Origin of the sequence: Frankia nepalensis, assembly GCF_016786325.1 — a bacterium.
GTDB lineage: Bacteria > Actinomycetota > Actinomycetes > Frankiales > Frankiaceae > Pseudofrankia > Pseudofrankia nepalensis.
In genome coordinates this window covers 76,831-100,668 of record NZ_JADWYU010000082.1, presented here as the reverse complement: position 1 = coordinate 100,668, position 23,838 = coordinate 76,831, and the positions used below count along the sequence as shown (strand labels likewise).

The window sequence follows — 23,838 nt, the reverse complement described above, 5'->3', positions numbered from 1 at the left end:
GTTCCCCGCGCTCATGGCGTTCTCCACCGCGCTCATGGCCGGCCGCAGCCGGCCGGGGTGACACCCGGACCGCCCGCCGGCACCGTGGACCCCGTCGCCGCCGACGACGGGTCCGCCAGGTCCGCCTCGCCGATCCGGTCGAGCCCGCCGAGGTCCTCGATCGTCTCCAGCGCCTCGAGGCCGGCGAGCTGGTCGAGGTCGTCGGGCGAGGGGTCGGCGCCGTTCATGCCGGCGACGAACTTGCGGCGCAGCGCCTCGGCGAGCGCGGCGGCGGTGGCCGCGCCGCTGCCCATCGTCTCCAGCGTGTCCTTGCCGCCCATCCGGGCCGAGTCGGACAGCGGTACCGGGTAGACACCGTCGAAACAGGCCCGGCACAGCTCGTTCGCCGGCTGGCGGGAGGCGGCCACCAGGCCGTCCAGCGAGACGTAGGCGAGCGAGTCCGCGCCGAGCGACTCGCGCACCTGCTCCACCCCGGCGCCGCTGGCGATCAGCTCGGCCTTGGTCGCGAAGTCGATGCCGTAGAAGCAGGGCCAGCGCACCGGCGGGGACGAGATCCGGATGTGCACCTCGGCGGCACCCGCCTCACGCAGCATCCGGACCAGTGCCCGCTGGGTGTTGCCGCGCACGATCGAGTCGTCGACGACGACGAGCCGGCGCCCCTCGATCACCTCGCGCAGCGGATTGAGCTTCAGCCGGATGCCGCGCTGGCGGATCGTCTGGGACGGCTGGATGAAGGTCCGCCCGACGTAGGAGTTCTTCACCAGCCCCTCGCCGAACGGGATGCCGGACGCCTCGGCGTACCCGACCGCCGCCGGCACGCCGGACTGCGGGACCGGGATGACCAGGTCCGCGTCGACCGGGGCCTCGCGGGCCAGGACGCGGCCGACCTCGACCCGGGTCGCGTGCACCGACCGGCCGGAGATCGTCGTGTCCGGGCGGGCCAGGTAGACGAACTCGAACAGGCAGCCGTGCCGGTCGGCCGGCGCGAAGCGCAGCGAACGCGGCCCGTCCGCGTCGATGACCACCAGCTCGCCGGGCTCCACCTCGCGCACGAACGTCGCGCCGACGATGTCGAGCGCGCACGTCTCGCTCGCCACGACCCAGGCCCCGCCCGGGCCGGCGGCCGGGGATGCCCCGTCGGCCGCGGACGCCCCGTCGAGCCGGCCGAGGACGAGCGGGTGGATGCCGTGGGTGTCGCGGGCGGCGTACAGCGTCGACGCGTCCGAGAACACCAGCGAGAACGCGCCGCGCAGCCGGGGCAGCACGTCGAGCGCGGCCTCGGTCAGCGTCGGGCCGGGGTGGTTGGCCAGCAGCGCGGTGATCAGGTCGGAGTCGGTGGTGGCGCGCATCCCGGCGTCACGGTCGACGTCGTGGTCGCCGAGCTCGTCGGCGAGCTCCAGGATGTTCGTCAGGTTCCCGTTGTGGGCGAGCGCGACGCCGCCGCCGAGCCGGGCGGTCCGGTACGACGGCTGGGCGTTCTCCCAGGTGGACGACCCGGTGGTCGAGTAGCGGGTGTGGCCGACGGCCAGGTGCCCCGACAGGCTGGACAGCGTCCGCTCGTCGAAGACCTGGGCCACCAGCCCCAGCTCCTTGAAGACGACGATCGCGCGACCGTCGGCGACGGCCATCCCGGCGGCCTCCTGGCCACGGTGCTGCAGCGCGTACAGGCCGTAATAGGTGAGGTTCGCCACGTCCTCGCCGGGGGCCCGCACTCCGAAGACCCCGCAGGCGTCCTGGGGGCCCGCCGCGTCTCGGAGATCATCTTCCCAGGTCGCGGCGTCACCGGTCTGGATATCCCGATACCGCCCGTTCGCCCCGCGGGCCGGGGGATGCTTCTCCTCCGCGCCCGGGGCGGCAGCCGTCCCCTTGGTCATCGCTCCAGGCTCCTCAACACGTCGAATGTGGTCGGGCCCTGGCCTGGACGGCCGGGCCCGACCTGGCGGGCCTTGCGGCCCGCCGCGGTTGGCGGCCCACGTCACTGCCCCGTGGGTGGCGGGGTAGCCGCCCGGGCCTGGCCTGGCGGGCCTGGCGGCCCGCCGCGGTTGGCAGCCCACGTCGCTGCCCCGTAAGTGGTGGGATAGGTGGTGACGAAGGCTGATCAACGTCGGGAACCTGCGTCCTGTCGGTCCCGGACGACCCTGGGCACCGTCTTTCACGCTAACAGGGACCCGGTTAGCGGGCATTTCACCTGCGGGATACCCGTGACCAGTACCACCACGCTCCCACGGCACGGTCCGGCCCCGTCGGGGGTTCGTCCGCCAGCGCTCCCGCCGCCGCTCGCCTCACGCCGGGGCGGGTCTCACAGCAGGGGGAGGTAGGGACGCAGGTCGGCGCGCTCGCCGCTGGCGGTGATCCGGCCATCGGCGACCGCGACCGCCCAGTCCAGCCGGCCGGCCGCGAGGGCGACAAAGGCGGCCGGATCGGCCTCGACGACGTTCGCCGGCGTGCCCCGCGTGTGCCGTGGCCCCTCGATCACCTGGACGGCGGCGAACGGCGGCACCCGGACCTCCACCGACCGGCCGGGCGCGCGGGCGGCGAGCCGGTCGAGGAACACGCGCACCGCGGCCCGCAGGGCGTCCCGGTCGGGCGTCACCCCGTGGTCAAGGTCACGCACGACGCCCTCGACCGCCTGAGCCGCCTGAGCCGCCTGGGCCGCCTGGGTCGCCGCGAGCTCGTCGTCGCCCCGCCCGGGCCGTGATCGTCGAGTCGTCACCGGTCCATCCTGCCGTGACCGGGTCGCCGCCCCGCCCCCCGGCCCGGCGCCGGCCGGCCGGGCACGGACAGGCGAACCCCGGCACGTCGCCCATGCCAGCCTGCCGGCCGCATCGGGGAGTGGCCAAGATAGAGAGCGTGGAAGCGACGCATCTCGACGCGACGGGTGGCGCGGGGTTCCCCGGCACCGGTGCTCCGGAGACCGCCGGCCCCATGGGCGCGGATCTCGCCGACCCCTTCGGGACGGCGGCGATCCGAGGGCGGGTGCTCGACGCGTGGGCCGCGTCGCCGGCCCGGTTCCGGGAGGACGCCAACGCCGAGGAGGACGCCGCGCTCGGCGCCTACCGCGACCGTCTGGTCGTCGAGCTGCTGCAGAACGCGGTCGACGCCGCCGCCGCGGCCGGGGTCGCCGGCCGGGTGCACCTGCGGCTGGCCGGCGACCTGCTGGAGGTCGCGAACACCGGCGCGCCGCTGACCGCCGCCGGCGTGGAGGCGCTGTCCACGCTGCGCGCGTCGGCGAAGCGGGACGTCACCGCGGTCGGCCGGTTCGGCGCCGGGTTCGCCTCCGTGCTCGCCGTCAGCGACGACCCGTCGATCGTCTCCCGCGACCCGTCCTCGGCGACGTCATCGCGTGGCGTGCGCTGGTCGAAGGAGTGGACGGCGTCCGCCGTCCACGACATCGGCGCGGCCGGGCTGCGCGCCGAGCTCACCCGGCGGCACGGCGCCGCTCCGGTGCTGCGGCTGCCGTTCGCCGTGCCGAACGGGCCGGATGGCTACCCGGCTCCGCCGGAGGGCTACGACACGGTCGTACGGCTGCCGCTGCGCGACCCCGACGCCGTCGCCACCACCCGCGAGCTGCTCGCGGCCTTCGACCCGACGCTCATGCTCGTCCTGCCGGGGCTGGCCGAGGTCAGGCTCGACATCGACGGCGAGGTCCGCTCGCACGCCTGCCGCTGGGAGGTCACCGCCGCCGGGCCGCGCGGCCATGACGAGGCCCGCGCGGCCGGTGAGCCGGCCGTGCCCTCGGCTGGCCCGGAGCTCACCGGCGAGCCGGCCGCCGGGGACGGGGCGGCGGCCTCGCCGGCGGCCCTGGAGATCGCGCTGCTCGACGGGGAGCGCTGGCGGGGCTGCGTACGGCGCGGCACGATCCCGGCCGCGCTGCTCGCGGACCGGCCGGTCGAGGAGCGAGCCAGGACCGGCTACGCGGCCCGCGCCATGGTCCGCGACGGCGGCTGGCCCGCGGGTGTGCCCAAGGTGGTCCGGGCACCGCAGCCCACCGACGAGGCGCTGTCGCTGCCGGCGCTGCTCAGCGTCGAGCTGCCGCTGGAGCCGTCGCGGCGGCACACGGTCGCCGGCCCGCTGCGCGACTGGCTGACCGACCGGCTGGCCGAGGCCGTGGCCGCCCTCGCCGTCCATGTGGGCACCTCGGGCCCCGCCGTCGACGACGCCGCCCCCTCGTCGCTCCAGGAGCCGGGCGACGAGGGCCTCTTCGCGGCGCTCACGGCCGCGGGCCCCGCGGCGCGCGCCGGCGATGGCCGGGCGCCGGCGGGAGCGGACCCGCTCGTCGTGCCGGACCCGCTGGCGGCGCTGGAGCTGGTGCCGGCCGGTCTGCCGGCCGGGCCGGTGGACGGCCGGCTGCGCGACGGGCTCGGGCGGATGCTGCCCGAGGCAGGGATGATGCCGGGCGGCCGGCTCGGCCGGGAATGCGTCGTCTGCGACCTCGGCCCGGCCACCGACGCCGTGACCGCCCTGCTCGCCGGCCCGCGCCCGGTCGGCGCCGGCGCCCCCACGGACCACGGCGTCGCCTCCAGCCCGGACCTCGTCGACGTCGAGTTCGACGCGGGCGGCCTCGGCGACGACGGCCTGGCCGCCGACGACGCCACCGAGGGTGTGGTCGCGGGTGTGGTCGACGGGCTGCTGCCGGCGCGCTACGCGGCCCGGCACTGGCGGCGGGCGCTGGACGCGCTCGGCGTGCGCCGGCTCGACAGCGCCGGCCTGGTGGAGGCGCTCGCCGGGGCACGCCGGCCGCCGCGCTGGTGGTCCGCGCTGTACTCGGCCCTGATCACGGCCCCGGACCGGGACGCGCTGGGCGCGCTGCCGGTGCCCGTGGCCGTCATCGCCGGCCCGGAGTCGCTGGACAGCGTTGACGCGCTCGACGCCCCGCTGACCGGCGAGGCCGCCGGAGATGGCGGGGACGACGGGGACGGCGCCGCGCTGCGGGTCCGGATGGTCACCGGGCCACGCGGGGTGCTGCTGCCCACCGACGGGCTCGACGTGGTGGCGCTCGCCGCCTCCGGCCTGCCGCTGCGCGTCGTGCACCCGGACGCCTGCCTCGGCGGCGCGCGGGACGCGCTGCGCACCCTGGGCGCCGTGGAGGGCACGCCGGCGGGCGTGCTACGCGACCCGGCCGTGCACGAGGCGGTCGTCGACTCCGATCCCGACGACGACCCGGAGGAGCTGCGGGCGCTGGCCACGGCGGTGCTCGCGCTGGTCCGCGACGCCGGGCTCGACGCGCCAGAGACGGCCGGTGGACCGGACTGGCTGGGCGAGCTGCTGCTGCCGGACGTCGAGGGCGAGTTCGTCCCGGCGTCCGAGCTGCTGATCGCGGGCGGGCCGCTGGACCGGCTGGTCGCCGACGACGCGCCGTTCGCCACGCTGGCCCGCCACATCACCGACGCGTGGCCGACGGAGGTCCTGGAGGCCGTCGGCGTCCTGCGCACGTTCGGCGTGCTGGCCGCGCGTGACGTGACGCTCGACCCCGACGAGCCGGTCCTTCTCGACCTCGACGACAGCGACACCTGGGTGGAGGAGGCCGTCGAGTCGCCGGCGCTCGCCGCCGCGCGGGCCGCGGCGACGCTCGCCGGGGGCCGCGGCGGCGCCCCGGTGGTGCTCGGCAGCTTCGCCGCCGTGCGCGACCTGGAGCTCGTCGACCCGGCCGCCTGGCCGGAGGCGCTCGGCGAGCTGGCCCGGCCGGCGCTGCGCGAGGTGGTGCTCGGCGCGGAGCCGTCCTACACCCGCTGGTGGCTGGCCCGGCACGCGCTGCTGCCGGTCTCGAGCCGTGACCAGGACACCGAGGACACCGAGGCGGCGGACACCGACGACGGCCTGGCCCGCGACGACGACGGCCGGGTGGTCCGGCTGCCGCCGCCGGAGCTGCGCCTGCCGGGCGCCGACCCGCTGCTCGCCGGGCTGTTCGCCCCCGCCGCGCCGGTCGCCGGGGTGGACGCCGAGCTGCTGCGGGCGCTCGGCTGCCGGCTCACCCTCGACGACGTGCTCGGCGACGTCGCCGGTGTGCTCGACCTGCTCGACCGGCTCGGCGACGCCGAGCGGGACGTCCCCTGGCCGTCGGCCCGCGCGCTCTACGTCGCCGCCGTGACGGCCGCGACCCGGCTGGCCTCCGGCCCCGACGGCCTGCCCGGCGGCGCGCTCGCGGACGGCCGGCTGGACCCGCCGCTGACGGTACGCACCCCCCTCGGGGTCGTGCCCACCGGCGACGCCGTGGTCCTCGACGCCCCGGACCTGCTCGTCCTGCTGGCCGACGCGGCCCCGCTGCGGGTGCCGCTCGACCGGGCGGCCGAGGTCGGCCACGTCCTCGGCGTCCCGTTGGCGTCCACGACCGCCGACTGCCCGGTCCTGGATGGCCCGTACAACACGGCCGAGCGGACGGCGCCGGACGGCACGCTGTTCACCGAGCACGCCCGGCTGGTCGTCGCCGACCTGGCCGGCCAGCCGACGCGTGCCCCCTGGCGGGTCGTCGGCGGCATCGGCGGCGAGGTCCACGTCGACTCCGAGGCCGGCGTCGACGCGCTCGCGCGCGCGCTGGCCTGGCGGTCCGGCACCTGGCACCGCCGGCACGCGCTGGCCGCCGCCCTGCGCGACCCCGACGGCACCGTCTTCCGCGACGCCGAGGACGACCTCGACGACGAGGCCGTCGCCCCGTTGTGGAGTCCGGCCTGACCCGGACGTGGGTCAGAATCCGCGTGTGGGGCTGTCAAGCGGTGGCAGGGAGGGTTTGCGGCGAGCCGAGACTGGCGCCGCCGCTCGTCCCGGAGGTGAGTCGAGATCAGTCGTGCCGGCGACCGTCACCCGGTGCACGATCCGCGGGCTGTCCGCGTAGTCGTTGATCGCGTAGTGCTGGGTGGCACGGTTGTCCCAGATCGCGACGTCCCCGGTCCGCCACTTCCAGCGGACGGTGTTCTCCGGCTTGGCGACGACCTCCGCGAAGGCGCGCAGCAGGTCGAACGACTGGGCCTGGTTCACCCCGGTCAGCTGCTTGACGAACCCGCCGAGCAGCAGCGACGGCTCCCCCGTCTCCGGGTGGACGCGCACCACCGGGTGCTCGACCTCGAACTCCTTCGAGCGGAACTCGAAGAACCGCTCCTTGAACACCTCCGGCAGGCCCTCGAGGTCCTGGGCGCGCAGGCCGTAGTCGTGCTGGTTGGTGTGGAACACGCGCAGCCTGTCGGCCGCGTCGCGCAGCTGGTCGGGCAGGTCCCAGTAGGACGAGACGGTGTTCGACCAGATGGTGTCGCCACCGACCGGCGGGATCTCGACGGCCCGCAGGATGGAGATCGCCGGCGGGCGGTCGGTGAACGTGACGTCGGTGTGCCAGGCGCCGGCCCGGCCGCCCTTCGACGCGTCCAGCTCGTGGACCAGCGGGTACCCCTCGAGCGAGGACTGCGTCGGGTGGGCCAGGGTCAGCTCGCCGAACAGGCGGGCGAACGCGATCTGGATGTCGGGGGTCAGGTGCCCCTGGCCACGGAAGAACACCACCCGGTGGCGCAGCAGGGCGGCCCGGATGGCGGCCACGGTCGCGGCGTCCAGGTCGCCGTCGAGGCGGACCCCGCGGATCTCGGCGCCGATCCGGATGGTCAGCGGCTCCACGTCGAGCGCTACGGCTGTCGACGCGGGCGTCGGCGCGGTGTCGACGGTCATGGTCAGGCTCCTTCACGGCAGGCGGTGGGGGCGGATCACGGTTGAGATGCGGGCTTCGGGTCTCCAGGAGGCCTTCGACGGGTTCGCGCGCGGGCCGGGACGCCGGCCCAGCCGGGCGACGGGCGCCCGTCGCCCGGCGGGAAGCCCGTTCCGGCGGTCAGGAGGCGCCGGCGTGCACCGCCCGGCGGGCCGCGGCGGCGGCCGTGGCCGCGCTGGCCGGCCCGCTCGCCGCGGCGCCCTCGGCGCCCGCGAGCAGGCCGCGCTGGCGCAGCAGGGGCAGCACTCCCTCGGCGAACCAGTAGGCCTCCTCCAGGTGCGGGTGGCCGGAGAGGATGAAGTGGTCGACGCCGAGCGCGTGCAGTTCCTCGAGCCGGTCGGCGACCTCGCTGTGGCTGCCGACCAGCGCCGTGCCCGCGCCGGGCCGCACCAGGCCGAAGCCGGCCCACAGGTTCGGCGCGATCACCAGGTCGTCGGTGCCGCCGCCGTGCAGCGCGGTCATCCGCTGCTGGCCGACCGACTCGGCCTGGGACAGCAGCGAGTGCGCCAGCCTGATCGTGGCGGGGTCGAGGCCCGCGAGCAGGTCGTCGGCCACCGCCCAGGCGGCCTCGGACGTGTCCCTGGTGATGACGTGCACCCGGTAGCCGAACCGCAACTCGCGGCCGGCCTGCGCCGCGAGCCCGCGCATCCGGTCGAGGCGCTCGGTCACCTGGGCCGGTGTCTCGCCCCAGAGCAGGTAGACATCGGCGTGCCGGGCGGCGACCCGCTCGGCGGCCGGCGACGCGCCCCCGAAGAAGATCTCCGGCGGCGTGAACGGCCTGCGGGTGGTGGCGCCGACGACCTGGTAGTGCTCCCCGGAGAAGTCGAACGGCTCGTCGCCCCAGGCGCCGCGCACGATCTGCAGGAACTCGGCCGTGCGCGCGTACCGGGTGTCCTTGTCCAGCCAGTCGCCGAACCTGCGCTGCTCCTCGGTCTCCCCACCGGTGACCACGTTCAGCAGCAGCCGGCCCCCGGACAGCCGCTGGTAGGTCGCCGCCATCTGGGCGGCCAGCGTCGGGGTGACCAGCCCCGGCCGGAACGCGACCAGGAACTTCAGCCGCTTCGTCTCCCGCAGCAGCGCGGCGGTGGTCAGCCAGGCGTCCTCGCACCAGGTGCCGGTGGGGGTGAGCACGGCCTCGTAACCGAGCCGGTCGGCCGCCTTGGCGATCTCGGCCAGGTAGTCGAGATCCGGCGGGCGGATGCCCGCCGTCCGGGACGTCCGGTTCGCCTCGTGCGTCAGGGTGGCGGCGTCGAGGTTGCGGCTGTCGCCGGAGGTGGGCAGGAACCAGTGCGGGTGGATGGGCATGAGGGATCGGCTCCTACGGGTGGGCCGGACCGGTCAGCGGGCCGGCCAGGGCCGGGACGAGAGATCGGGCGCGCCGCGGCGGGCGGGACGGCGCGACGACGGGGCCCTGGCTCCCGCGGCCAGCATGAGCCGCCGGAGCCAGGGGGGAGCCGGTCAGCCGGCCGTGGCGAGCGCGACGGTGTCGTTGAACTGGTCGGTCGCGAGGCTGGAGATGTCGACCTTGACCGGGATGATCTTCGCGTCGGTGAATGCGTCGGCCACCTTCTGCACGCGGGCGATCAGCGGGTCGTCGATCACGACGGCCCTCGTGTCGGCCCGGTCGACGTAGATCTTGGCGATCTCGACCGGCACGCCGGCCTCCTTGCCCCACGCCTCGGCCCAGGTGTCCGCGTGGGCGAGCGCCCACTGCCTGGCCTTGCCGACACGGATCAGCAGGTCACGGATCGCCGCCGCCTTGCCCGGGTCGGCGACGACGTCCGGCCGCGACACCTGGAAGGCGAGCCCGGTGGTCAGCCCGCCGGAGCCGTCGACCAGGATCTGGGCGCCGTTGAGCTTCTCGGTCACGGCCGTGTACGGGTCCCAGATCGCCCAGGCGTCGACGCTCCCGTTGCCGAAGGCGGCCAGGGCGTCCGGCGGCTGCAGGTAGGCGGGCTCGATGTCGTCGAACGTCAGGCCGGCCTTCGTCAGCGCCGCGAGCAGGTGGTAGTGCGCGGACGAGCCCTTCGCCACCGCGATCTTCTTGCCCTTCAGATCACCCAGGGCCTTGATCGGCGAGTCCTTCGGCACGACGATCGCGGAGCCGGTCACCTCCGCCTGGTACGCGCCCACCAGAGTGATCTTGACGCCGGCGGCCGCGGTGAAGATCGGCGGCGTCTCGCCGACGCCGCCGATGTCGATCGCCTTCGCCGTCAGCGCCTCGAGCAGCGGCGGGCCGGACGCGAACTGGCTCCACTCGATCTTGTAAGGGATGTCCTTGAGCTGGCCGGACGCCTCCAGCGCGGCCTGGATGCCCGCCTTCTGGTCGCCGACCTTGAGCGTCACGGCGGACAGGTCGACGGCGGCGGTCGCCGCCGGCGCGGCCGCGGCCGGCGCGTCGTCATCCCCGGACGAGCAGGCACCGACGCCGAACAGCGCGGCCGCGGCGGCCACCGGAAGGGCTACCCACCGCAGGCGGCGGGCGAAGGTGGACATTGTCGTTGTCTCCTTGTTTATTTCGGCAGATCTGGGCGGATCTAGTGAGTCCGGGCCGTCGGCCGGCCCGGACGATCGGGCGGCGGGATGCCCCCGGAGGGGATCAGGACGCGGCCGGTGTGGGGACGCCGAGCAGTTCCAGCAGGTGGGCCCGCAGGGCGAGGATCTCGGGGTCGGCCGGCCGGCGCGGGCGGGCGGCGTGGATGGCGACGTCCTCGCTGATCACGCCGTCGCTCATGACCAGCGCGCGGTCCGCGAGCGCCAGCGCCTCGTCGACGTCGTGGGTGACGAGGACGACGGCCGGCGCGTGCCGCTCCCACAGGTCCGCGATCAGGGCCTGCATGCGCAGCCGGGTGAGCGCGTCGAGCGAGGCGCACGGCTCGTCGAGCAGCAGCAGGTCCGGCTCCCGGACCAGGGCCCTGGCCAGCGCGGCGCGCTGCGCCTCCCCGCCCGACAGGGTGAGCGGCCAGGCGTCCACCCGGTGGTCGAGGCCGACCTCGTCGAGCGCGGCGAGGACACGGCCGCGGGCGTCCTCGCCCCGCAGCCCGAGGGCGACGTTGCGCCAGACGCGCTTCCAGGGCAGCAGCCGCGGCTCCTGGAAGGCGACCGCGCGGCGGCGCGGCACCGACACGGCGCCGGCCACGTCGAGGTCGATCCCGGCGAGGACGCGCAGCAGCGTGCTCTTGCCGCAGCCGCTGCGGCCCAGCAGGGCGACGAACTCACCCGGGGCGACCGTCAGGTCCAGCCCGTCGATCACCGCGCGGCCGCCGAACTCCCGGCGCAGGCCGCGCACCTCGACGGCGGCGGAGGACTCGTGCTCCGTGACCGCGACCGCGCGCTCCGGCCCGGTGAGCTGGAGGTCGCCGGTGGGCTGGAGGTCGCCGGAGAGCCGGGGCTCGCCGTCCGCCGACCCGGTCACTGGCCGGAGAAGCCGCGTCGCCACGACAGGGCCCCCTTCTCGAGCAGGCGGACGAGCATGTCGGTGGCCAGCCCGAGCAGGCTGTAGACGATCAGGCAGACGGTGATCACGTCGGTCTGCAGGAACTCGCGGGCGTTCATCATCAGGTAGCCGAGGCCCTTGTCCGCGTTGACCTGTTCGGCGATCACCAGCGCGAGCCAGGCGACCCCGAGGGAGTAGCGCAGGCCGACGAGCATCCCGGGCAGCGCGCCGGGCAGGATCACGTGCCGGACCAGCTCGAGCCGGCGCAGCCCGAGCGTGCCGGCGGCCTCGACCAGGCGGCCGTCCACGTCGCGGATCGCCGCGTAGGTGTTGAGGTAGATCGGGAAGGCGACGCCGAGCGACACCAGGACGATCTTGCTGGTCTCCCCGATGCCGAACCAGATGATCAGCAGCGGGATCAGGCCGAGGAACGGCAGCGTGCGCAGCATCTGCATCGGGGCGTCGACCAGGTCCTCGCCCGCCCGGAACAGCCCGGAGATGACGGCCAGCACCAGGCCGGCGATCCCGCCGAACAGCAGCCCGTAGGCCACCCTGCGCAGCGAGACCAGCAGGCCGTCGACCAGCGAACCGTCCTTGATCATGTCCCAGGCGGTCGTCACCACGGTCGCCGGCGAGGTGAGCGTCTGCGCCGAGATGAACCCGGTGCTGGACCCGAGCTGCCAGAGCGCGAGCAGCAGCACCGGGCCACTGGCCCGGCGCAGCCAGCGGGGCACCGGCCGGCGCCGGCGCCCGCCACCCGCCGCGCGCAGCGTCTCGATCTCCGGCCGGCGGCGCGACGGCCCGGCGCCGGCCGGCGCTCCGCTCGGCGCGTCGGCGGCGCCGACGGCCACGGCCGGGGCGGAGGTCCGTGGCGCGACGGTCCGCGGCGCGACGGTCGCCTCGGCTCCGGCGGCGGGTGGCGCCGGCGGCGAGCTGGGTGGCTCCGTTACCGCTAGCGCGGTGCTCTCGGAGGCGGGCATGGCGACCTTTCGGCGAGGAGCGCGCGGGATGGCCACGGGCTCGTGGTGAGTGGTGAGCGATGAGGAGGGCGAGGGCTCGGGCACGCGGAGACGCGCCCGAGTCGTCCGCGGCCTTCGCGCCGCGCATCCGTGGGACGCGCGGCGCCGGGTCGCGGACGCTCGCGGCGCGAGTCGATGGGGCGTCGGGTGGAGTCGGCCTGGCGGGGGACGGACCCGCCTCGTGAGTGACCGTCGGCGGTCCGCCGGCGCCGCCGCGGGCCGGGCGGGCACCCGCCCGGCGGGCGGAGGAGGAGGCGAACGGGCTCCGGGCGGCTCCGTGGCGGGCCCGGGCCAGTGGCGCGGCGGCGCCCCTGGGCGGCGCCGCGTCTCAGCGGTGGAGCGGGACTAGCGACGACCCGCCAGATCGCCGATCTGGCGGGAATCCCGGCTTCGACACAGCGCGCTCGCCACCCGCTTGAAGTCCACGTGCGGACGGCAGACGAGCGGAGCCTGACCGCGTCCGACCACCGCGAGCGCGGTCGGCCGCGCGCCGCGCGCGCGAGGGCCCCAACCAGACATGAGAACGAACATAGGCCCCCAGAAGGGGTATGTCCACTTTTCCTGTTGAGAAAGTTTGCGATATTCGGCGACCCAGTGCCGGCCCCGCCAAGGTCCGCCCGGTATCGACGCCGGACATGATCGCCGTTTCTGCCCCCTGGGGGTCGTGATGAGGCCCCGTTCACGACCCCGTCGGGGCAGAAACGGCGATCATGCGGAGCGGGCGGACGATGGCGGTCTTGGCCTGGCGGGCGACTCGAGCCGGCCAGCCGTCGAGGTGACCGGCCGGCGGGCCTTCGCCGGCCCACGGGCGGACGGCGGCTGTTTTCGATTTTCTTGATGGGTATTGTCGGTTTAGGGGGGTGAGGTTATGATCACCACCCACCGACGAGCCGGGGGTGCGCATGACGGGGCCGGACTTCGTCGTCGCCGGCCCGCCCGAGTCCGGCGGGACACGGCTGGCGGCCGCGCTCGCCCGCCATCCGGCCCTGCGGCTGTCCTGGCCCGACCATGATCCCCGCGACGGGCCCAGCGACGTCCCCGGCGACGCGGCCGAGGCGCTGTGGGCCGAGACCGTCACCGGCCTGCTCGGCGGGTCGGCGGGAGCGCCCACCCACCGCCAGGGTCTGCTCGCGCCGTACCTGCTCGCGGACTTCGCGGCGCAGCAGCGGCTGCACGAACGCGTGGCCTACCCGCGGCTGCTGGTGGCGCTGCGAGACCCGGTCGACCGGGCGTACGCCGCCTGGGCGCGGGCACGGGCCGCCGGCACGGAGCCGCTGGCCGACTTCGTCGCCGCGCTCGACGCCGAGCCGGAGCGCGCCCGGGCCGGCTGCGGCTGGGGCCCGCGCTACGCGGAGCTCGGCCGCTACGGAGTCCAGCTCCAGCGGCTCTACACGCTGTTCAGCCCCAGTCAGGTGCTGCTCCTCCGTTACCCGGACCTGCTCGCCGCCCCCAACTCCGTGACCGACCGGGCCCGCGCCTTCCTGGGCGTCCGGCCGGCCCCGTCCCGCGACCGGTGGGCCCGGCCCGGTGCCCTGGACGGGACGCGGGACGACGGCACGCGGTCCGGCGGCCCGCCACCCGAGCTGCGGGCACGGGTGCTGGACGTCTTCCGCGAGGACGTCCGCCTGCTGGAGTCGGTCACCAGCCGCGCGTTCGGCGCCTGGCTGACGGCGGCCGGCGAGCGGGCCCCCGCCGCCTCCCCGTCCGCTCCCCCGGGCGGTCCCGGCGCGGGACGGTAGACGGCGACGGCACCGCGCCGAGCGAGCCACCCCACCGCCCGCCGCGGAGCCGATGGGCCGTCGGGCCGGCCCACGGTCACCGCGCGGCCGGTGGTTCGCGGCCTCGCCGGGTAACGTCGCCGGGGTGGAGGCGAACGCGACGACGAGCACGGACGCCGGCGCGGTGGGCCCGGAGCCTGACGGCCCGTCGGGTACGTCCGCGCGGCGGGACGACCACGACCCGAACGACCAAAGCCCGGACGGCCACGACCCGGACGGCCACGCCCCTGGCGGCCTGGACGCGCCGGACGGCCCGGGCGCCTCGGGCGACGGCGGCCAGCGAGAGCCCGGCCAGCTCGCGCCCCTGCCCTACGACGGCGTCGGCTCCATCGCCGTCGGCACCGGGCTCTGGCTCGTCGCGCTGGTCGTCATGATCCCGTTCGTGGACGACCTGCGCGCCGACGGGCACCTGTGGTGGCTCGCCACCGCCGCCTGCGGCTTCGGGCTCGGACTGCTCGGCCTGGTGATCGTCGTCCGCCGCCGCGCCCGCCTCCGGCGCGGCGCGACCCACTGACCCAGGGATCCGCGCGCAACGGAGCCTCGCCGGAGCCTAGAGCGGCGACGGCGGCTCCGCGTCCGCGATCGTGCCGTAGCGGCCGTCGTGGTACACGAGCGGTTCGTCGGCGCGCGCGACCCGGCTGTCGACCACCTCCGCGACGACGAGGTAGCTCTGGCCGGCGGTGATGCGATGATCGATTCTCGCCCGCAGCCAGACGGCGACGTCGGACAGCACTGGTTCGCCGGTCGGCAGGGCGCTCCAGCGGATCGGCGGCGCGAACCGGTCCACGCCACTGGTCGCGAACCGCTGGGCGATCTGTTCGTGCCCGGCCGACAGAAGGTGCACCACGAGGGTCTCGGCGGCGAGCAGCGCGGGCGCGCTGGACGAGGAGGTCGACAGGGACAGCGACAGCAGCGGCGGCGCCGCCGACAGCGAGGCGACCGACGTCGCGGTGAAGCCGACCGGGCCGGCCGGGCCGGCGAGGGTGACCACCGTGACGCCGGCGGCGTGCCGGCGAAACGCCTGCCGCAGCGTCTCCGGCTCGACGGACGGCGTGGCGGCGGGCGCGCGCCGCGCGGGCACCGCCCGCCCGGGCTCGCGCGCGGCTCCCCGGAGGCTGGCCACGGCGGGACCGCTGGTCACGGCGGGACCGAGGCCCGTCTTCGTGAGGAAGTCGGCGTCCGTCATCGCGCGACCCGCCGGGTCGGCGCGCGGCCCGAGGCAGGGGTCGCCGCGCCGGCCGAGGAAGAGGATGTGTCCAGGCGCGTCGTCGCGCGCGGGAGGACCGTACGCGGCAGCATGGCATCCCCTTCCGGGAGCTTCGGCGGGCGCGGCCGGGTGAGGCTGGCCGCGGCCGGCGCGTGGGCCGGCGTCCGCGACGACGCGGGCCGAATCGGCCGGCCGCGGTCCTCGGGCGCCACCCGAGGACCGTCGGCCACTGACCGGGGCTCGCCGGTTCGAGGGCGCGGGCGCCCGGCCGAACCAGCTGATCTCAGATCCTGCCTGGCAGTCTCACACGTCTCCCATCGCCCGTGCCCGGGCTTCGGGGGTTGTGTGCCGCTGCTCCCATCTGCGCTCATGGACGGCCGGCCCCGCTCGTCGACGCCGCCCATGTACCGGTGATCCAGGCGGCCAGCCGGTCAGGCCGAGACATCGCCGGGCGCGGGCCGGTAGCGGTAGCCGACGCGCCGGACCGTCTCGATCCGGGAACGGTGCTCGGGGCCCAGCTTGCGCCGCAGCCGGGTGACCAGCACGTCGACGGTCCGCCCGGCCTGGCCGGGCTCGCCGTCGAGGCGGTGTCCCCAGACGTGCCGCAACAGCGTGCCCCGGGAGTAGGCCCGGCCGGGGTGGCGGACCAGGAAGTCCAGCACCTCGAACTCCAGGTAGGTCAGGTCGAGCAGCTCGCCGTCGATCCAGGCGGCCCAGGCCGACCGGTCGACCGTCAGGCCGTGGCGCGCGGGGGCCCCCGTGACTCCCACGGCGGGAACCCTGTCCCCGATCGGGGAGGTCAGTGGGCCGGCGGCGGGCCACCGGTCGAGCAGCCGCGGGTCGAACCACTCCGGGGCGTCGGCGGGACGGGCGGATGCCCCGCCCCGGCCGACGGCGTTCGGCGTGGGCAGGTGGCGGACGACGGCGACCGGGGCGGACGACGGCACCCGTGGCGGGTTCGCGCGGGCCGGGACCACGGCGGGCTGGGGGGACATGCGGTTCTCCTTGGACGGGCGGCTGGGAGAGGAGGACGGCGTCCGCGCCAGGCGCCGCGGCCCGGCGGCCGAGGTCGTGGCCGCGTCGGCGGGACCACGTGCTCGACCGGGCGAGCGGGCCCTGGGCAGGTCCGGGATCCGTCCCGGTCACACCCAGGCGGGCCGAGCCGGGCGCGCCGGCGGGGAGGTTGGCGGTGGGCGTCGGGCCAGGCGGAGAGGGAACCCGAGGTCGTTCTCGGGCGGCGGATCCGGGGCCGCGACCGGTGTCTGGCCCGAGGGTCGGTCCTGGGCGCGGCCTTGGCTTGCTGGCGGCGGGGGCGGCGGGGTCCTCAGCGGACCGGACAGGCCGCGGAAGCAACCCGGAGAAGGTCGATATGACCCCGGGTGACCAAATAGGCCGGCTTCAGCACGAGACCAACGGAAACACACCAACGGAGGTCTCGCCAATGTTTCAGAGGTGTGTCGTAATTCACTTTTCCATTACTTGACTGAACAAAGTGAACTTTCAGACCATCGGAGGTTGCGAGATCAGCTCCCGGTCAGCGGCCAACTGGACTCGACGAGGTAGCGCGGGCGCGGGCCCAGCACGCTGCTCATGAGCTCGAACCGGTCGACCGTCCACGCGACGGTCGGTAGCTCACCCAGCGCCGCCACCAGCGGGCGCAGGTCGGCCGGTCCCCGAGTGCCGTCGGCGCCGGCGGCGGCGTGGCGGCCAGCGCGCCGGTCGTCGCGTGCCCTGGCGAGCGTCAGGTGGGCGCGCAGCGGCCGCGGGTCGAGGTCGACGATGCCGGACCTGCCCGCCGCGCGCCGCACGCCGCTGGCCAGCGGCGCCAGCTCGCCGGCGACCCCCGCCCACAGCACCCGGTTCCCGAAACTGCCCGCGCCGGCCAGCTGGGCCCCGACCGGGGGATGGCGGCGGGCGACACGGCCGAGCCGCTCGGCCAGCTCCGGGCGCAGGGCGTCGTCGACCGGGCCGAGGAACACCAGCGTCAGGTGGATCCGCTCCTCGTCGACCCAGCGCAGCCACGGCGCCGACGGCCGGACCCGGTCCACCGCCTTGGCCAGGAGCCGGGTGACCTCGGCCGGCGGCGTGACCGCCACGAACAGCCTCGCCATACCCGCGAGCCTGCCAGGACCAAGCCCGCGCGCAAACGCCGCGCCGCCGCCGGGGCATCCCTTCCCGGGCCGCGGCGAGATTCGGCCCCACGGCTCGGGCCGACGGGCCTCGCCGGCCGGCGGTCGGAGGCACTATCAGAAGCCATGACCACCGTGCCCGAGCTCGTCGGCCCGCGCGACCCGATCGTCGCCGCGGCCTGGAGGGAGCGGCGGCGCGCGGCGAGACGGCTCGCGAACCTCTCGCCGGACCGGCCGGACCGGCTCCCGGACCTCCCCGACCACTGGCCGCCCACATCGGCTCCCGGATCCGCCCGACCCGCCTCGCCGGTCGGGCAGGAGCCCCGGATCCAGCGGGAGCCCGGTCACCAGCCGGGCGGGAACCCCGGATCCGACGGGCCCCCCGGCCGTGACCGGTCCGGCGGGGATCAGGTCGCGAGGCCGATCACCATCGCGCTGGTCACCGACGGCTCCGAGCGGGCCACCGCGGCGCTGCTCCGGGACGCCGGCCTGGACGTGGTCGGACTGCTCGCGCCCGAGCCACTGGAGTCGCTGGCCTGGGCAGCGGACGCCGAAGCGCCGCGGGCGTACGCGGACCTGGCCGCGCTGCTGTCGGACGACGTCGAGGCGGTCTGCGTGGAACTCGCGCCGCCGGCGTCCGACCTCGTCGCGCAGCGGGCGGCCGAGGCGGGGCTGCACGTACTGCTGGCGCGGGCGGTGACGGCCGACCCGGCGGCGCTGCGGGCGGTGGCCGACGTGGCGGAGGACGCCGATCTCGCGCATGTCGTCGCGTTCGACGACCGGGCCTGGCCGGCCGCCTGGCACGTGGAGGCCTCGGCGCCCGCGCTCGGCCGGCTTACCCAGATGACGGTGGTGGGCGCGCCCTCCGGGCCGCTGGGCCGGGCGGAGGTCCTGGACCTCGCCGTCCGCTGGTGCGGCGACGTGCTGGCCGTGTGCGCCGACCCCGAGGGCATGCCCGCCCGGCGGCTCACGGCGACCGCGCCGGTCACGCTGGCGCTGCTGACCACCAGCGGCGCGACGGTCCTGGTGCACGAACGGATGGGCGGGGTGCTCACCGAGGCGACGTTCACGCTGTGCGGCGAGCGGGGCCGGATCGTCGTCGAAGGCCAGCAGGTCCGCCAGGCCGACCAGGACGGGGTGCGCACCGTCTGGACGCCGGCGCCGGCCGCCGGGCGCTCGGGCCTGGCCGAGGCGGCCCACGAGCTGGTCCGCGCCGTCGGGATGGACGACCCCGCGGTGGTCCGCGGCGCCACCGTGCACGATCTGCTCGCCGTCACCCGGCTGCGGGACGCCGCCCGCCGGTCCCGGGACGGCGGCGGCTGGGTCGAACTTTAGGCACGCGGGTCGTGTCGCGCCGCCTGCCTACATCCTGAGTTCTGCTAACAAGTACCGTCGGACGATGGACACCGCCGCCAAGACCGAGCTCGCCTCGGCGTTGCGCCTGTCGGTGATGCGGCTGTCCCGGCGGATGCGCCAGGAGCGCTCCAGCAGTCTGTCGCCTACGCAGATCGCCGCGCTCGCCACCCTCGAGCGGCACGGGCCGATGACGCTCGGCGAGATCGCCGCGCACGAGCGGGTGCAGCCGCCGTCGATGACCCGCGTCATCACCCACCTGGCGGACGCCGGCCTGGTGGCCAGGTCCGCGCACCCGACCGACGGCCGCCAGGTCATCGCGGAGATCACCGAAGCCGGCCGCGGCCTGCTCGACGCCGACCGCCGCCGCCGCGACGAATGGCTCGCGGAACGCCTCACCGAGCTGTCCGACGACGAGGTCGCGGCCCTGCGCCGGGCGGCCCCCATCCTGGAGCTCCTCGCCGGCTCCTGACCCTGGGGCACCGGCACCCGGCACCGCCGGTGCCCCGGCCAGCGGCGCGGGCCGCCTCCGCGCGCGCCATGGTTCGAGCGCCCCCGTCCCGAGCGGTGCCTCCTCGCGTGGGGCGGCGAACAGGACGCCGACGGCGCGGCGCGCGGGTCCGGCGGTCGGGTCGGCGGGTCGCCGTCGGCGCCGATGTGGATGGACCGCCCGAGCGCCGGGGACAAAGCAATCAGAATCACGTCGCCGGCCCGCTCGCGGCGTGGCGTTGCCCCGCCGTCACTCGATCGTCATCGAAGCACGCCACGGGAAAGCAACGAGCCCCCAGCAGAAGGGATCAACAGCTACGCGCATCAACGACGTCAACAGTCGCGGCCACGTAATGCGCTCCGCTCGCGGCTGGGCACGGCGGCCCCGCGACGACGGCGAGCAACCCGGCTACCCAGGACAGACCGGGTGGCGCACCCCACGTCGGATGTTCCGCTCCGATCACGCGCATGTGGCGGCGTGACCGGCCAGACTTGAGAGCAACGAACTGCCAGCAATCCGGCGCGAGGGCTCCGTTACCCGGACTCGCGGCGCCGGCGTCGTGCCAGCCCGTCGACCGAGCGCGCTGCCACAGCGAGAGGAGCCCGGCGTGTCCGAGCAGGTCAGCACCCTGACCGTGACCGACAACCGCACCGGTCGTAGCTATGAGATTCCGATCAAAGACGGCGCGGTACGCGCCGCGGACCTTCGCAAAATCAAGGTCGAGGACGCCGACTTCGGGCTGATGGCGTACGACCCGGCCTTCACCAACACCGCGAGCTGCCGCAGCGCCATCACCTTCATCGACGGTGACGAGGGCATCCTGCGCTACCGCGGCTACCCCATCCAGGAGCTTGCCGAGAAGAGCAGCTTCCTGGAGGTCGCCTACCTGCTGCTCGCGGGTGAGCTGCCGTCGTCGGACGAGCTGGCCACCTGGGAGGACGAGATCACGCACCACACCCTGGTGCATGAATCGATCAAGAAGTTCATCGACGGCTTCCACCACGACGCCCACCCGATGGGCATGCTGGTCTCGTCCGTGGGCGCGCTGTCGACCTTCTACCCGGACGCGAAGAAGATCAAGGACCCGGGGCTGCGCCGGCTGCAGATCGTCCGGCTGATCGCGAAGATCACCACGCTCGCGGGGTACTCCTACCGGCACTCGGTCGGGTTCCCGTACGTCTACCCGGACAACGACCTGTCCTACGCCGGCAACTTCCTCAACATGATGTGGAAGGCCACGGAGCTCAAGTACGAGCCGGACCCGGTCCTCGAGCACGCGCTCGACGTGCTGTTCATCCTGCACGCCGACCACGAGCAGAACTGTTCCGCGAACGCGATGCGCGCGGTCGGCAGCTCCGAGGCCGACCCCTTCTCCGCCGCCGCCGCGGCGATCGCCGCGCTCTACGGCCCGCTGCACGGCGGCGCCAACGAGCAGGTGCTCCGGATGCTGCGCGAGATCGGCTCGGTGGAGAACATCCCGGCCTTCATCGCCCAGGTGAAGGACGGCAAGAAGAAGCTCATGGGCTTCGGCCACCGGGTCTACAAGAACTACGACCCGCGCGCCCGGGTGATCCGCCAGATCGCCGACGAGGTCTTCAAGGTCACCGGCACGAACCCGCTGCTGGACCTGGCGATGGAGCTCGAGCGGATCGCGCTCGAGGACGACTACTTCATCAGCCGCAAGCTCTACCCGAACGTCGACTTCTACACCGGGATCATCTACCAGGCGATGGGCTTCCCGGTGGAGATGTTCCCCGTGCTGTTCGCCATCGGCCGGATGCCGGGCTGGCTCGCCCAGTGGGAGGAGGGCCTGCTCGACCCCGAGCAGAAGATCGCCCGGCCGCGCCAGCTCTACGTCGGCTACGACGAGCGCCCGTACGTCCCAATGACGGCCCGCTCCCTGCCGTTGGACGCGGACGTCGACGCCATCGCCGCCCAGGCCGCGCAGGCCGCCCCGGAGCGCCCGCTGCGCTGAACCCACCCCCCGGCCCAGCGCCCTCGGCGGCTGGGCCGGTTGGTGGCACGACGCCGGATGGCCGGTCTGAAACCCTTCGCGAAGGGTTTCAGACCGGCCATCCGGCTGTTCTGGGCAGTCAGCTGTCGCTGGCCGCGCGCTGACGTCCGCTCACGCCCGAGCCCGGGCTACGCCTCCGCCCGCCGCGAGGGCGCCCGGCCCGCGGCCCACGGGTCACAGAATGACCGGCGGCTCTTCGGAGGGCGGATCCTCGCGCGTCTCCGGCCCGGGGTCCTGCGTGGCGGGCGGCGGGGTGCTCGGATCATCGGTCGGTGGCCGGGACGTCGACGTGGGCGGCTGCGTGGTCGGGCCGCCACCATCGGGCGGCCTCGTGGTGGTAGGCGGCCTCGTGGTGGTCGGCGGGGCGGTCGTCGTCGGCGGGGCGGTCGTCGTCGGCGGCGCGGTCGTCGTCGGCGGCGCCGTCGTCGGCGGCCGGGTCGTCGTCGGCGGCGCCTGGGGCGTCGTGGGCGGCGCGGGCACGGTCGACGGCTGGGTGGCCGGCGGCGTCGTCCGGGCGACGGGGCGGTTGTCCCTGACCGGCTGCGGCTTGCCCGGCCGCTCGGTCGTGGCCTCGACGATCGGGGCGACACTCGGCGCCGGCGGGGCGATGGTCGTCGTCGGCTGGTCGCTCTGCTCGCCCCGGACCTGCAGCGACGGCGCGGCGATCACCGTGTCCGGGAACTCGGACAGCGTCGCCGACTCCGCCGGCCAGTTCAGGGCGGCGGTGATCCCGGCGACCGCGACGACCAGCGACGCGGCGACGGCGATCGCCGGGCGGGCGCGCCAGTCCGGCCGGCCGGCGCGCAGCGCCAGCCCGTCGGCGCCGTCGACCGGCACCAGCGGCGCCCCCTGGCCATCCGCGTAGTACCACTCCTGGAACCGACGGTGCTCGGTGAGCGGCACGACGTTCGACGGGTCGGGCTCGGGGATCTCGACGTCGACCGTCGGCGGGTCGACGAAGGCGTCCCCCGCGTCCTCGGCGCTCTGCCCCCACTGGTCCAGCCGCGCCTGCTCGGCGGCGCGCGCGGCCTGGCTCTGCCCGGCGCCCTGACCGGCCCCGCCGAAGCCCTCGGAGGCCACGTGGCTGGCCTGCTCGCTGGCGCTCCTGGTCGCGTGGTCCGCCGCGGCGCGCGCCGCCTGGCCCGCGTCGGCAGGCGACCCGCCGGCGTGCGCGCTCTTGGTCATGTGATCGGCCGCCGCGCGCGCCGCCTGGCCCGCCTGGCTGGCCTGGGCGTGCGCGGCCGCGGCCTGCGAAGCCGCGCCACCGGCACCCGCGGCCGAACCGGCGGCGACCGTCGTCGCGGCGGAGCCCTCGAGGCCGGAGGCGGCCAGGGCACCAAGGCCGACCGCGCCCGCGAGGTCGCGCCGGCCGGCCTCACCGGCGGGATCGGCGTGGGTGCCGGGGTCGGTCTCGGCGTCCAGCTGGGCGAACGCGGCGGCACCGGCCATCGCGACGTCGGCGCCGGTGGTCCGGAACGGGGTCTCGTCCGGCGTCGGGGCGAAGCCCGACCGCGCGAGGCGCTCCTGCGCGGCTCGCTCGTGCGCGGCGGCGCTGGCGGCCCGGTCGAAGGTGCGAGCGAGGCCCACGCGCAGGCTGGCGGGGGCGGGCACGACCGCGCCGTCGATCATCTCCTCGGCGCTGATGCCGTGCGGGACGGGCGCGCTACGGGCCTGGGGCGATCCGGACCAGGCCAACGCGCTGCCGCGGGCGAGCTCGAGCAGCCAGGACCGCAGCCGGGACGGCTCGGACAGCGGGTTCATCCTGGTGCGGGCGACGAGGGCGAACGCCGTTCCGGCCGCGGCCCGGGCAACGGTCGGGTCACCGAGCACCACGAGACACATCGAGAAGACGTCGTCCGCGTACCGATCATAAAGATCGTCGAACGCCTGACGGTCGCCGCGGCGAACTCGTGCCACCAGGTCCGCGTCGCCGTCCATATCGCCCGCCGCTCCTGTCGTTCTCTGAGACACACCAATATTAGGAGCCTGGCGTTCCTGGGGCGTGAAGCTTGCAAAGATCGCCGTGTCGCGGGTTGGACAGCTCGTCGCGCTTGACGACGATGGTGGTACATGCCACGCGCCTCGAACAGCGACGTCCTCCTAGGACAACCATGCTCTCATCCCTTGGTACCGGGCGTACAGCCAGTTTGGGAAGAAGCCGGGCGTTTGCGACCCGTCAGATGCGCGACGGGCGACGTCGCGCCGGGCCGCCGCTCGCCCTCCCGGCCCGCCCAGATACGGGGCGCATGCGCCAAATCGGCGCCACAAGGGAGCCCGCCGCGCCCTGACAAAGTATTTCCGTTGAGGTGTAGGGCGTCCCGTGGGATAAATCGAATCGGGTTCCCGCGATTTTTAACATTCACGGCCGTTCACGTCTCCCGCCCGCCCGGCGGGCGGGACCGCGCCCGCCCGGGCCCGGCCGGCGGCACGGCGTCAGGACGACCCTGGCGGCCTCGCCACCGGAGGAGAGCCGGGGCTGACGGCGGTCCGGTGAACGGGGCGCGAACGAGCGGGCCCTGGACCGCCGATCCGCGCGCACAACCGGCGATCTTGTACCCGCCCTGCCCGCGCTCCCCGGTAGATCACCAGATCTGCGCGATGTTCAGGGACAAAACGGCAGAAACCGCCGAATCGCGCGCACATCCGACGATCAAGGAAGCTGCCGCGTCTCCACGGGCTGGCGATCGTCAGATGTGTGCGCGAAGCGGCGGTCCAGCGGCCCCGGCAA

The 23,838-nt window shown here is 75.4% G+C and carries 17 protein-coding genes; 6 read left to right on the top strand and 11 right to left on the bottom strand.

Going from position 1 to position 23,838, the window contains the following annotated elements; translation table 11 throughout:
- Nucleotides 1-32: 32 nt before the first annotated feature.
- Together purF and I6A81_RS03770 are read right to left on the bottom strand one after the other, a co-directional pair.
- A complete protein-coding gene (gene purF / locus I6A81_RS03775) occupies nucleotides 33-1,874 on the bottom strand; it encodes an amidophosphoribosyltransferase (protein WP_202999030.1) in 1,842 nt (613 codons plus the stop codon).
- Between the two features lie 425 nt (nucleotides 1,875-2,299).
- The gene (locus I6A81_RS03770; protein ID WP_202999032.1) at nucleotides 2,300-2,713 is read right to left on the bottom strand and encodes a sterol carrier family protein; all 414 of its coding nucleotides are present in this window, start codon (nucleotides 2,711-2,713) and stop codon (nucleotides 2,300-2,302) included.
- Between the two features lie 137 nt (nucleotides 2,714-2,850).
- On the opposite strand from I6A81_RS03770, the gene I6A81_RS03765 reads away from it, so the two are divergent.
- The gene (locus I6A81_RS03765) at nucleotides 2,851-6,669 is read left to right on the top strand and encodes a sacsin N-terminal ATP-binding-like domain-containing protein (RefSeq protein WP_202999035.1); all 3,819 of its coding nucleotides are present in this window, start codon (nucleotides 2,851-2,853) and stop codon (nucleotides 6,667-6,669) included.
- Between the two features lie 12 nt (nucleotides 6,670-6,681).
- Here the strand turns inward: I6A81_RS03765 and I6A81_RS03760 are convergent, their stop codons facing one another.
- The 5 genes from I6A81_RS03760 to I6A81_RS03740 form a co-directional block, all read right to left on the bottom strand.
- Nucleotides 6,682-7,647 carry a TauD/TfdA dioxygenase family protein gene (locus tag I6A81_RS03760; protein ID WP_238441449.1) on the bottom strand — a complete coding sequence of 322 codons (966 nt, stop codon included), beginning with the start codon at nucleotides 7,645-7,647 and terminating at the stop codon, nucleotides 6,682-6,684.
- A 157-nt stretch (nucleotides 7,648-7,804) separates the two neighbouring features.
- Entirely contained in the window at nucleotides 7,805-8,989 is a 1,185-nt protein-coding gene (locus I6A81_RS03755) for an LLM class flavin-dependent oxidoreductase (RefSeq protein WP_203007851.1), read from the bottom strand.
- Nucleotides 8,990-9,142: 153 nt separating this feature from the next.
- Entirely contained in the window at nucleotides 9,143-10,180 is a 1,038-nt protein-coding gene (locus I6A81_RS03750) for an ABC transporter substrate-binding protein (RefSeq protein ID WP_203007853.1), read from the bottom strand.
- Between the two features lie 103 nt (nucleotides 10,181-10,283).
- Entirely contained in the window at nucleotides 10,284-11,099 is an 816-nt protein-coding gene (locus I6A81_RS03745; protein WP_407661244.1) for an ABC transporter ATP-binding protein, read from the bottom strand.
- Entirely contained in the window at nucleotides 11,096-12,100 is a 1,005-nt protein-coding gene (locus I6A81_RS03740) for an ABC transporter permease subunit (protein WP_203010097.1), read from the bottom strand. The genes I6A81_RS03745 and I6A81_RS03740 overlap by 4 nt, the downstream gene beginning before the upstream one ends.
- Nucleotides 12,101-13,041: 941 nt before the next feature.
- On the opposite strand from I6A81_RS03740, the gene I6A81_RS03735 reads away from it, so the two are divergent.
- Together I6A81_RS03735 and I6A81_RS03730 are read left to right on the top strand one after the other, a co-directional pair.
- Nucleotides 13,042-13,878: a sulfotransferase gene (locus I6A81_RS03735; protein ID WP_238430585.1), complete on the top strand. Its 837-nt coding sequence runs from the start codon at nucleotides 13,042-13,044 to the stop codon at nucleotides 13,876-13,878.
- 124 nt (nucleotides 13,879-14,002) lie between these two features.
- Complete coding sequence (locus I6A81_RS03730) at nucleotides 14,003-14,431, top strand: DUF2530 domain-containing protein (RefSeq protein ID WP_307874451.1); 429 nt, start codon at nucleotides 14,003-14,005, stop codon at nucleotides 14,429-14,431.
- 36 nt (nucleotides 14,432-14,467) lie between these two features.
- Here the strand turns inward: I6A81_RS03730 and I6A81_RS03725 are convergent, their stop codons facing one another.
- From I6A81_RS03725 to thpR, 3 genes are all read right to left on the bottom strand, one after another.
- Nucleotides 14,468-15,103, bottom strand: a complete 636-nt coding sequence (locus I6A81_RS03725) for a flavin reductase family protein (RefSeq protein WP_203006450.1) — start codon at nucleotides 15,101-15,103, stop codon at nucleotides 14,468-14,470.
- A gap of 452 nt (nucleotides 15,104-15,555) precedes the next feature.
- Nucleotides 15,556-16,119: a winged helix-turn-helix domain-containing protein gene (locus I6A81_RS03720; protein ID WP_203006449.1), complete on the bottom strand. Its 564-nt coding sequence runs from the start codon at nucleotides 16,117-16,119 to the stop codon at nucleotides 15,556-15,558.
- 528 nt (nucleotides 16,120-16,647) lie between these two features.
- Nucleotides 16,648-17,235: an RNA 2',3'-cyclic phosphodiesterase gene (gene thpR, locus I6A81_RS03715; protein WP_203006448.1), complete on the bottom strand. Its 588-nt coding sequence runs from the start codon at nucleotides 17,233-17,235 to the stop codon at nucleotides 16,648-16,650.
- Between the two features lie 144 nt (nucleotides 17,236-17,379).
- On the opposite strand from thpR, the gene I6A81_RS03710 reads away from it, so the two are divergent.
- From I6A81_RS03710 to I6A81_RS03700, 3 genes are all read left to right on the top strand, one after another.
- Nucleotides 17,380-18,588, top strand: a complete 1,209-nt coding sequence (locus I6A81_RS03710) for a Gfo/Idh/MocA family oxidoreductase (RefSeq protein ID WP_238430583.1) — start codon at nucleotides 17,380-17,382, stop codon at nucleotides 18,586-18,588.
- A gap of 64 nt (nucleotides 18,589-18,652) precedes the next feature.
- The gene (locus I6A81_RS03705) at nucleotides 18,653-19,078 is read left to right on the top strand and encodes a MarR family winged helix-turn-helix transcriptional regulator (protein WP_203006447.1); all 426 of its coding nucleotides are present in this window, start codon (nucleotides 18,653-18,655) and stop codon (nucleotides 19,076-19,078) included.
- A 625-nt stretch (nucleotides 19,079-19,703) separates the two neighbouring features.
- On the top strand, nucleotides 19,704-21,071 hold the full coding sequence (locus I6A81_RS03700) for a citrate synthase (protein WP_203006446.1): 1,368 nt from the start codon (nucleotides 19,704-19,706) through the stop codon (nucleotides 21,069-21,071).
- A 213-nt stretch (nucleotides 21,072-21,284) separates the two neighbouring features.
- On the opposite strand, the gene I6A81_RS03695 is transcribed toward I6A81_RS03700, so the two are convergent.
- Nucleotides 21,285-23,048, bottom strand: a complete 1,764-nt coding sequence (locus I6A81_RS03695; RefSeq protein WP_203006445.1) for an RNA polymerase subunit sigma — start codon at nucleotides 23,046-23,048, stop codon at nucleotides 21,285-21,287.
- Nucleotides 23,049-23,838: the final 790 nt, after the last annotated feature.

Excerpts from the sequence above, each read along its gene's own strand:
- I6A81_RS03740 (WP_203010097.1), bottom strand. The coding sequence starts at position 12,100 with ATGCCCGCCTCCGAGAGCACCGCGCTAGCGGTAACGGAGCCACCCAGC.
- I6A81_RS03760 (WP_238441449.1), bottom strand. The coding sequence starts at position 7,647 with ATGACCGTCGACACCGCGCCGACGCCCGCGTCGACAGCCGTAGCGCTC.
- I6A81_RS03710 (WP_238430583.1), top strand. The coding sequence starts at position 17,380 with ATGACCACCGTGCCCGAGCTCGTCGGCCCGCGCGACCCGATCGTCGCC.
- thpR (WP_203006448.1), bottom strand. The coding sequence starts at position 17,235 with ATGGCGAGGCTGTTCGTGGCGGTCACGCCGCCGGCCGAGGTCACCCGG.
- I6A81_RS03720 (WP_203006449.1), bottom strand. The coding sequence starts at position 16,119 with ATGTCCCCCCAGCCCGCCGTGGTCCCGGCCCGCGCGAACCCGCCACGG.
- I6A81_RS03755 (WP_203007851.1), bottom strand. The coding sequence starts at position 8,989 with ATGCCCATCCACCCGCACTGGTTCCTGCCCACCTCCGGCGACAGCCGC.
- I6A81_RS03725 (WP_203006450.1), bottom strand. The coding sequence starts at position 15,103 with ATGACGGACGCCGACTTCCTCACGAAGACGGGCCTCGGTCCCGCCGTG.
- purF (WP_202999030.1), bottom strand. The coding sequence starts at position 1,874 with ATGACCAAGGGGACGGCTGCCGCCCCGGGCGCGGAGGAGAAGCATCCC.
- I6A81_RS03750 (WP_203007853.1), bottom strand. The coding sequence starts at position 10,180 with ATGTCCACCTTCGCCCGCCGCCTGCGGTGGGTAGCCCTTCCGGTGGCC.
- I6A81_RS03735 (WP_238430585.1), top strand. The coding sequence starts at position 13,042 with ATGACGGGGCCGGACTTCGTCGTCGCCGGCCCGCCCGAGTCCGGCGGG.
- I6A81_RS03705 (WP_203006447.1), top strand. The coding sequence starts at position 18,653 with ATGGACACCGCCGCCAAGACCGAGCTCGCCTCGGCGTTGCGCCTGTCG.
- I6A81_RS03695 (WP_203006445.1), bottom strand. The coding sequence starts at position 23,048 with ATGGACGGCGACGCGGACCTGGTGGCACGAGTTCGCCGCGGCGACCGT.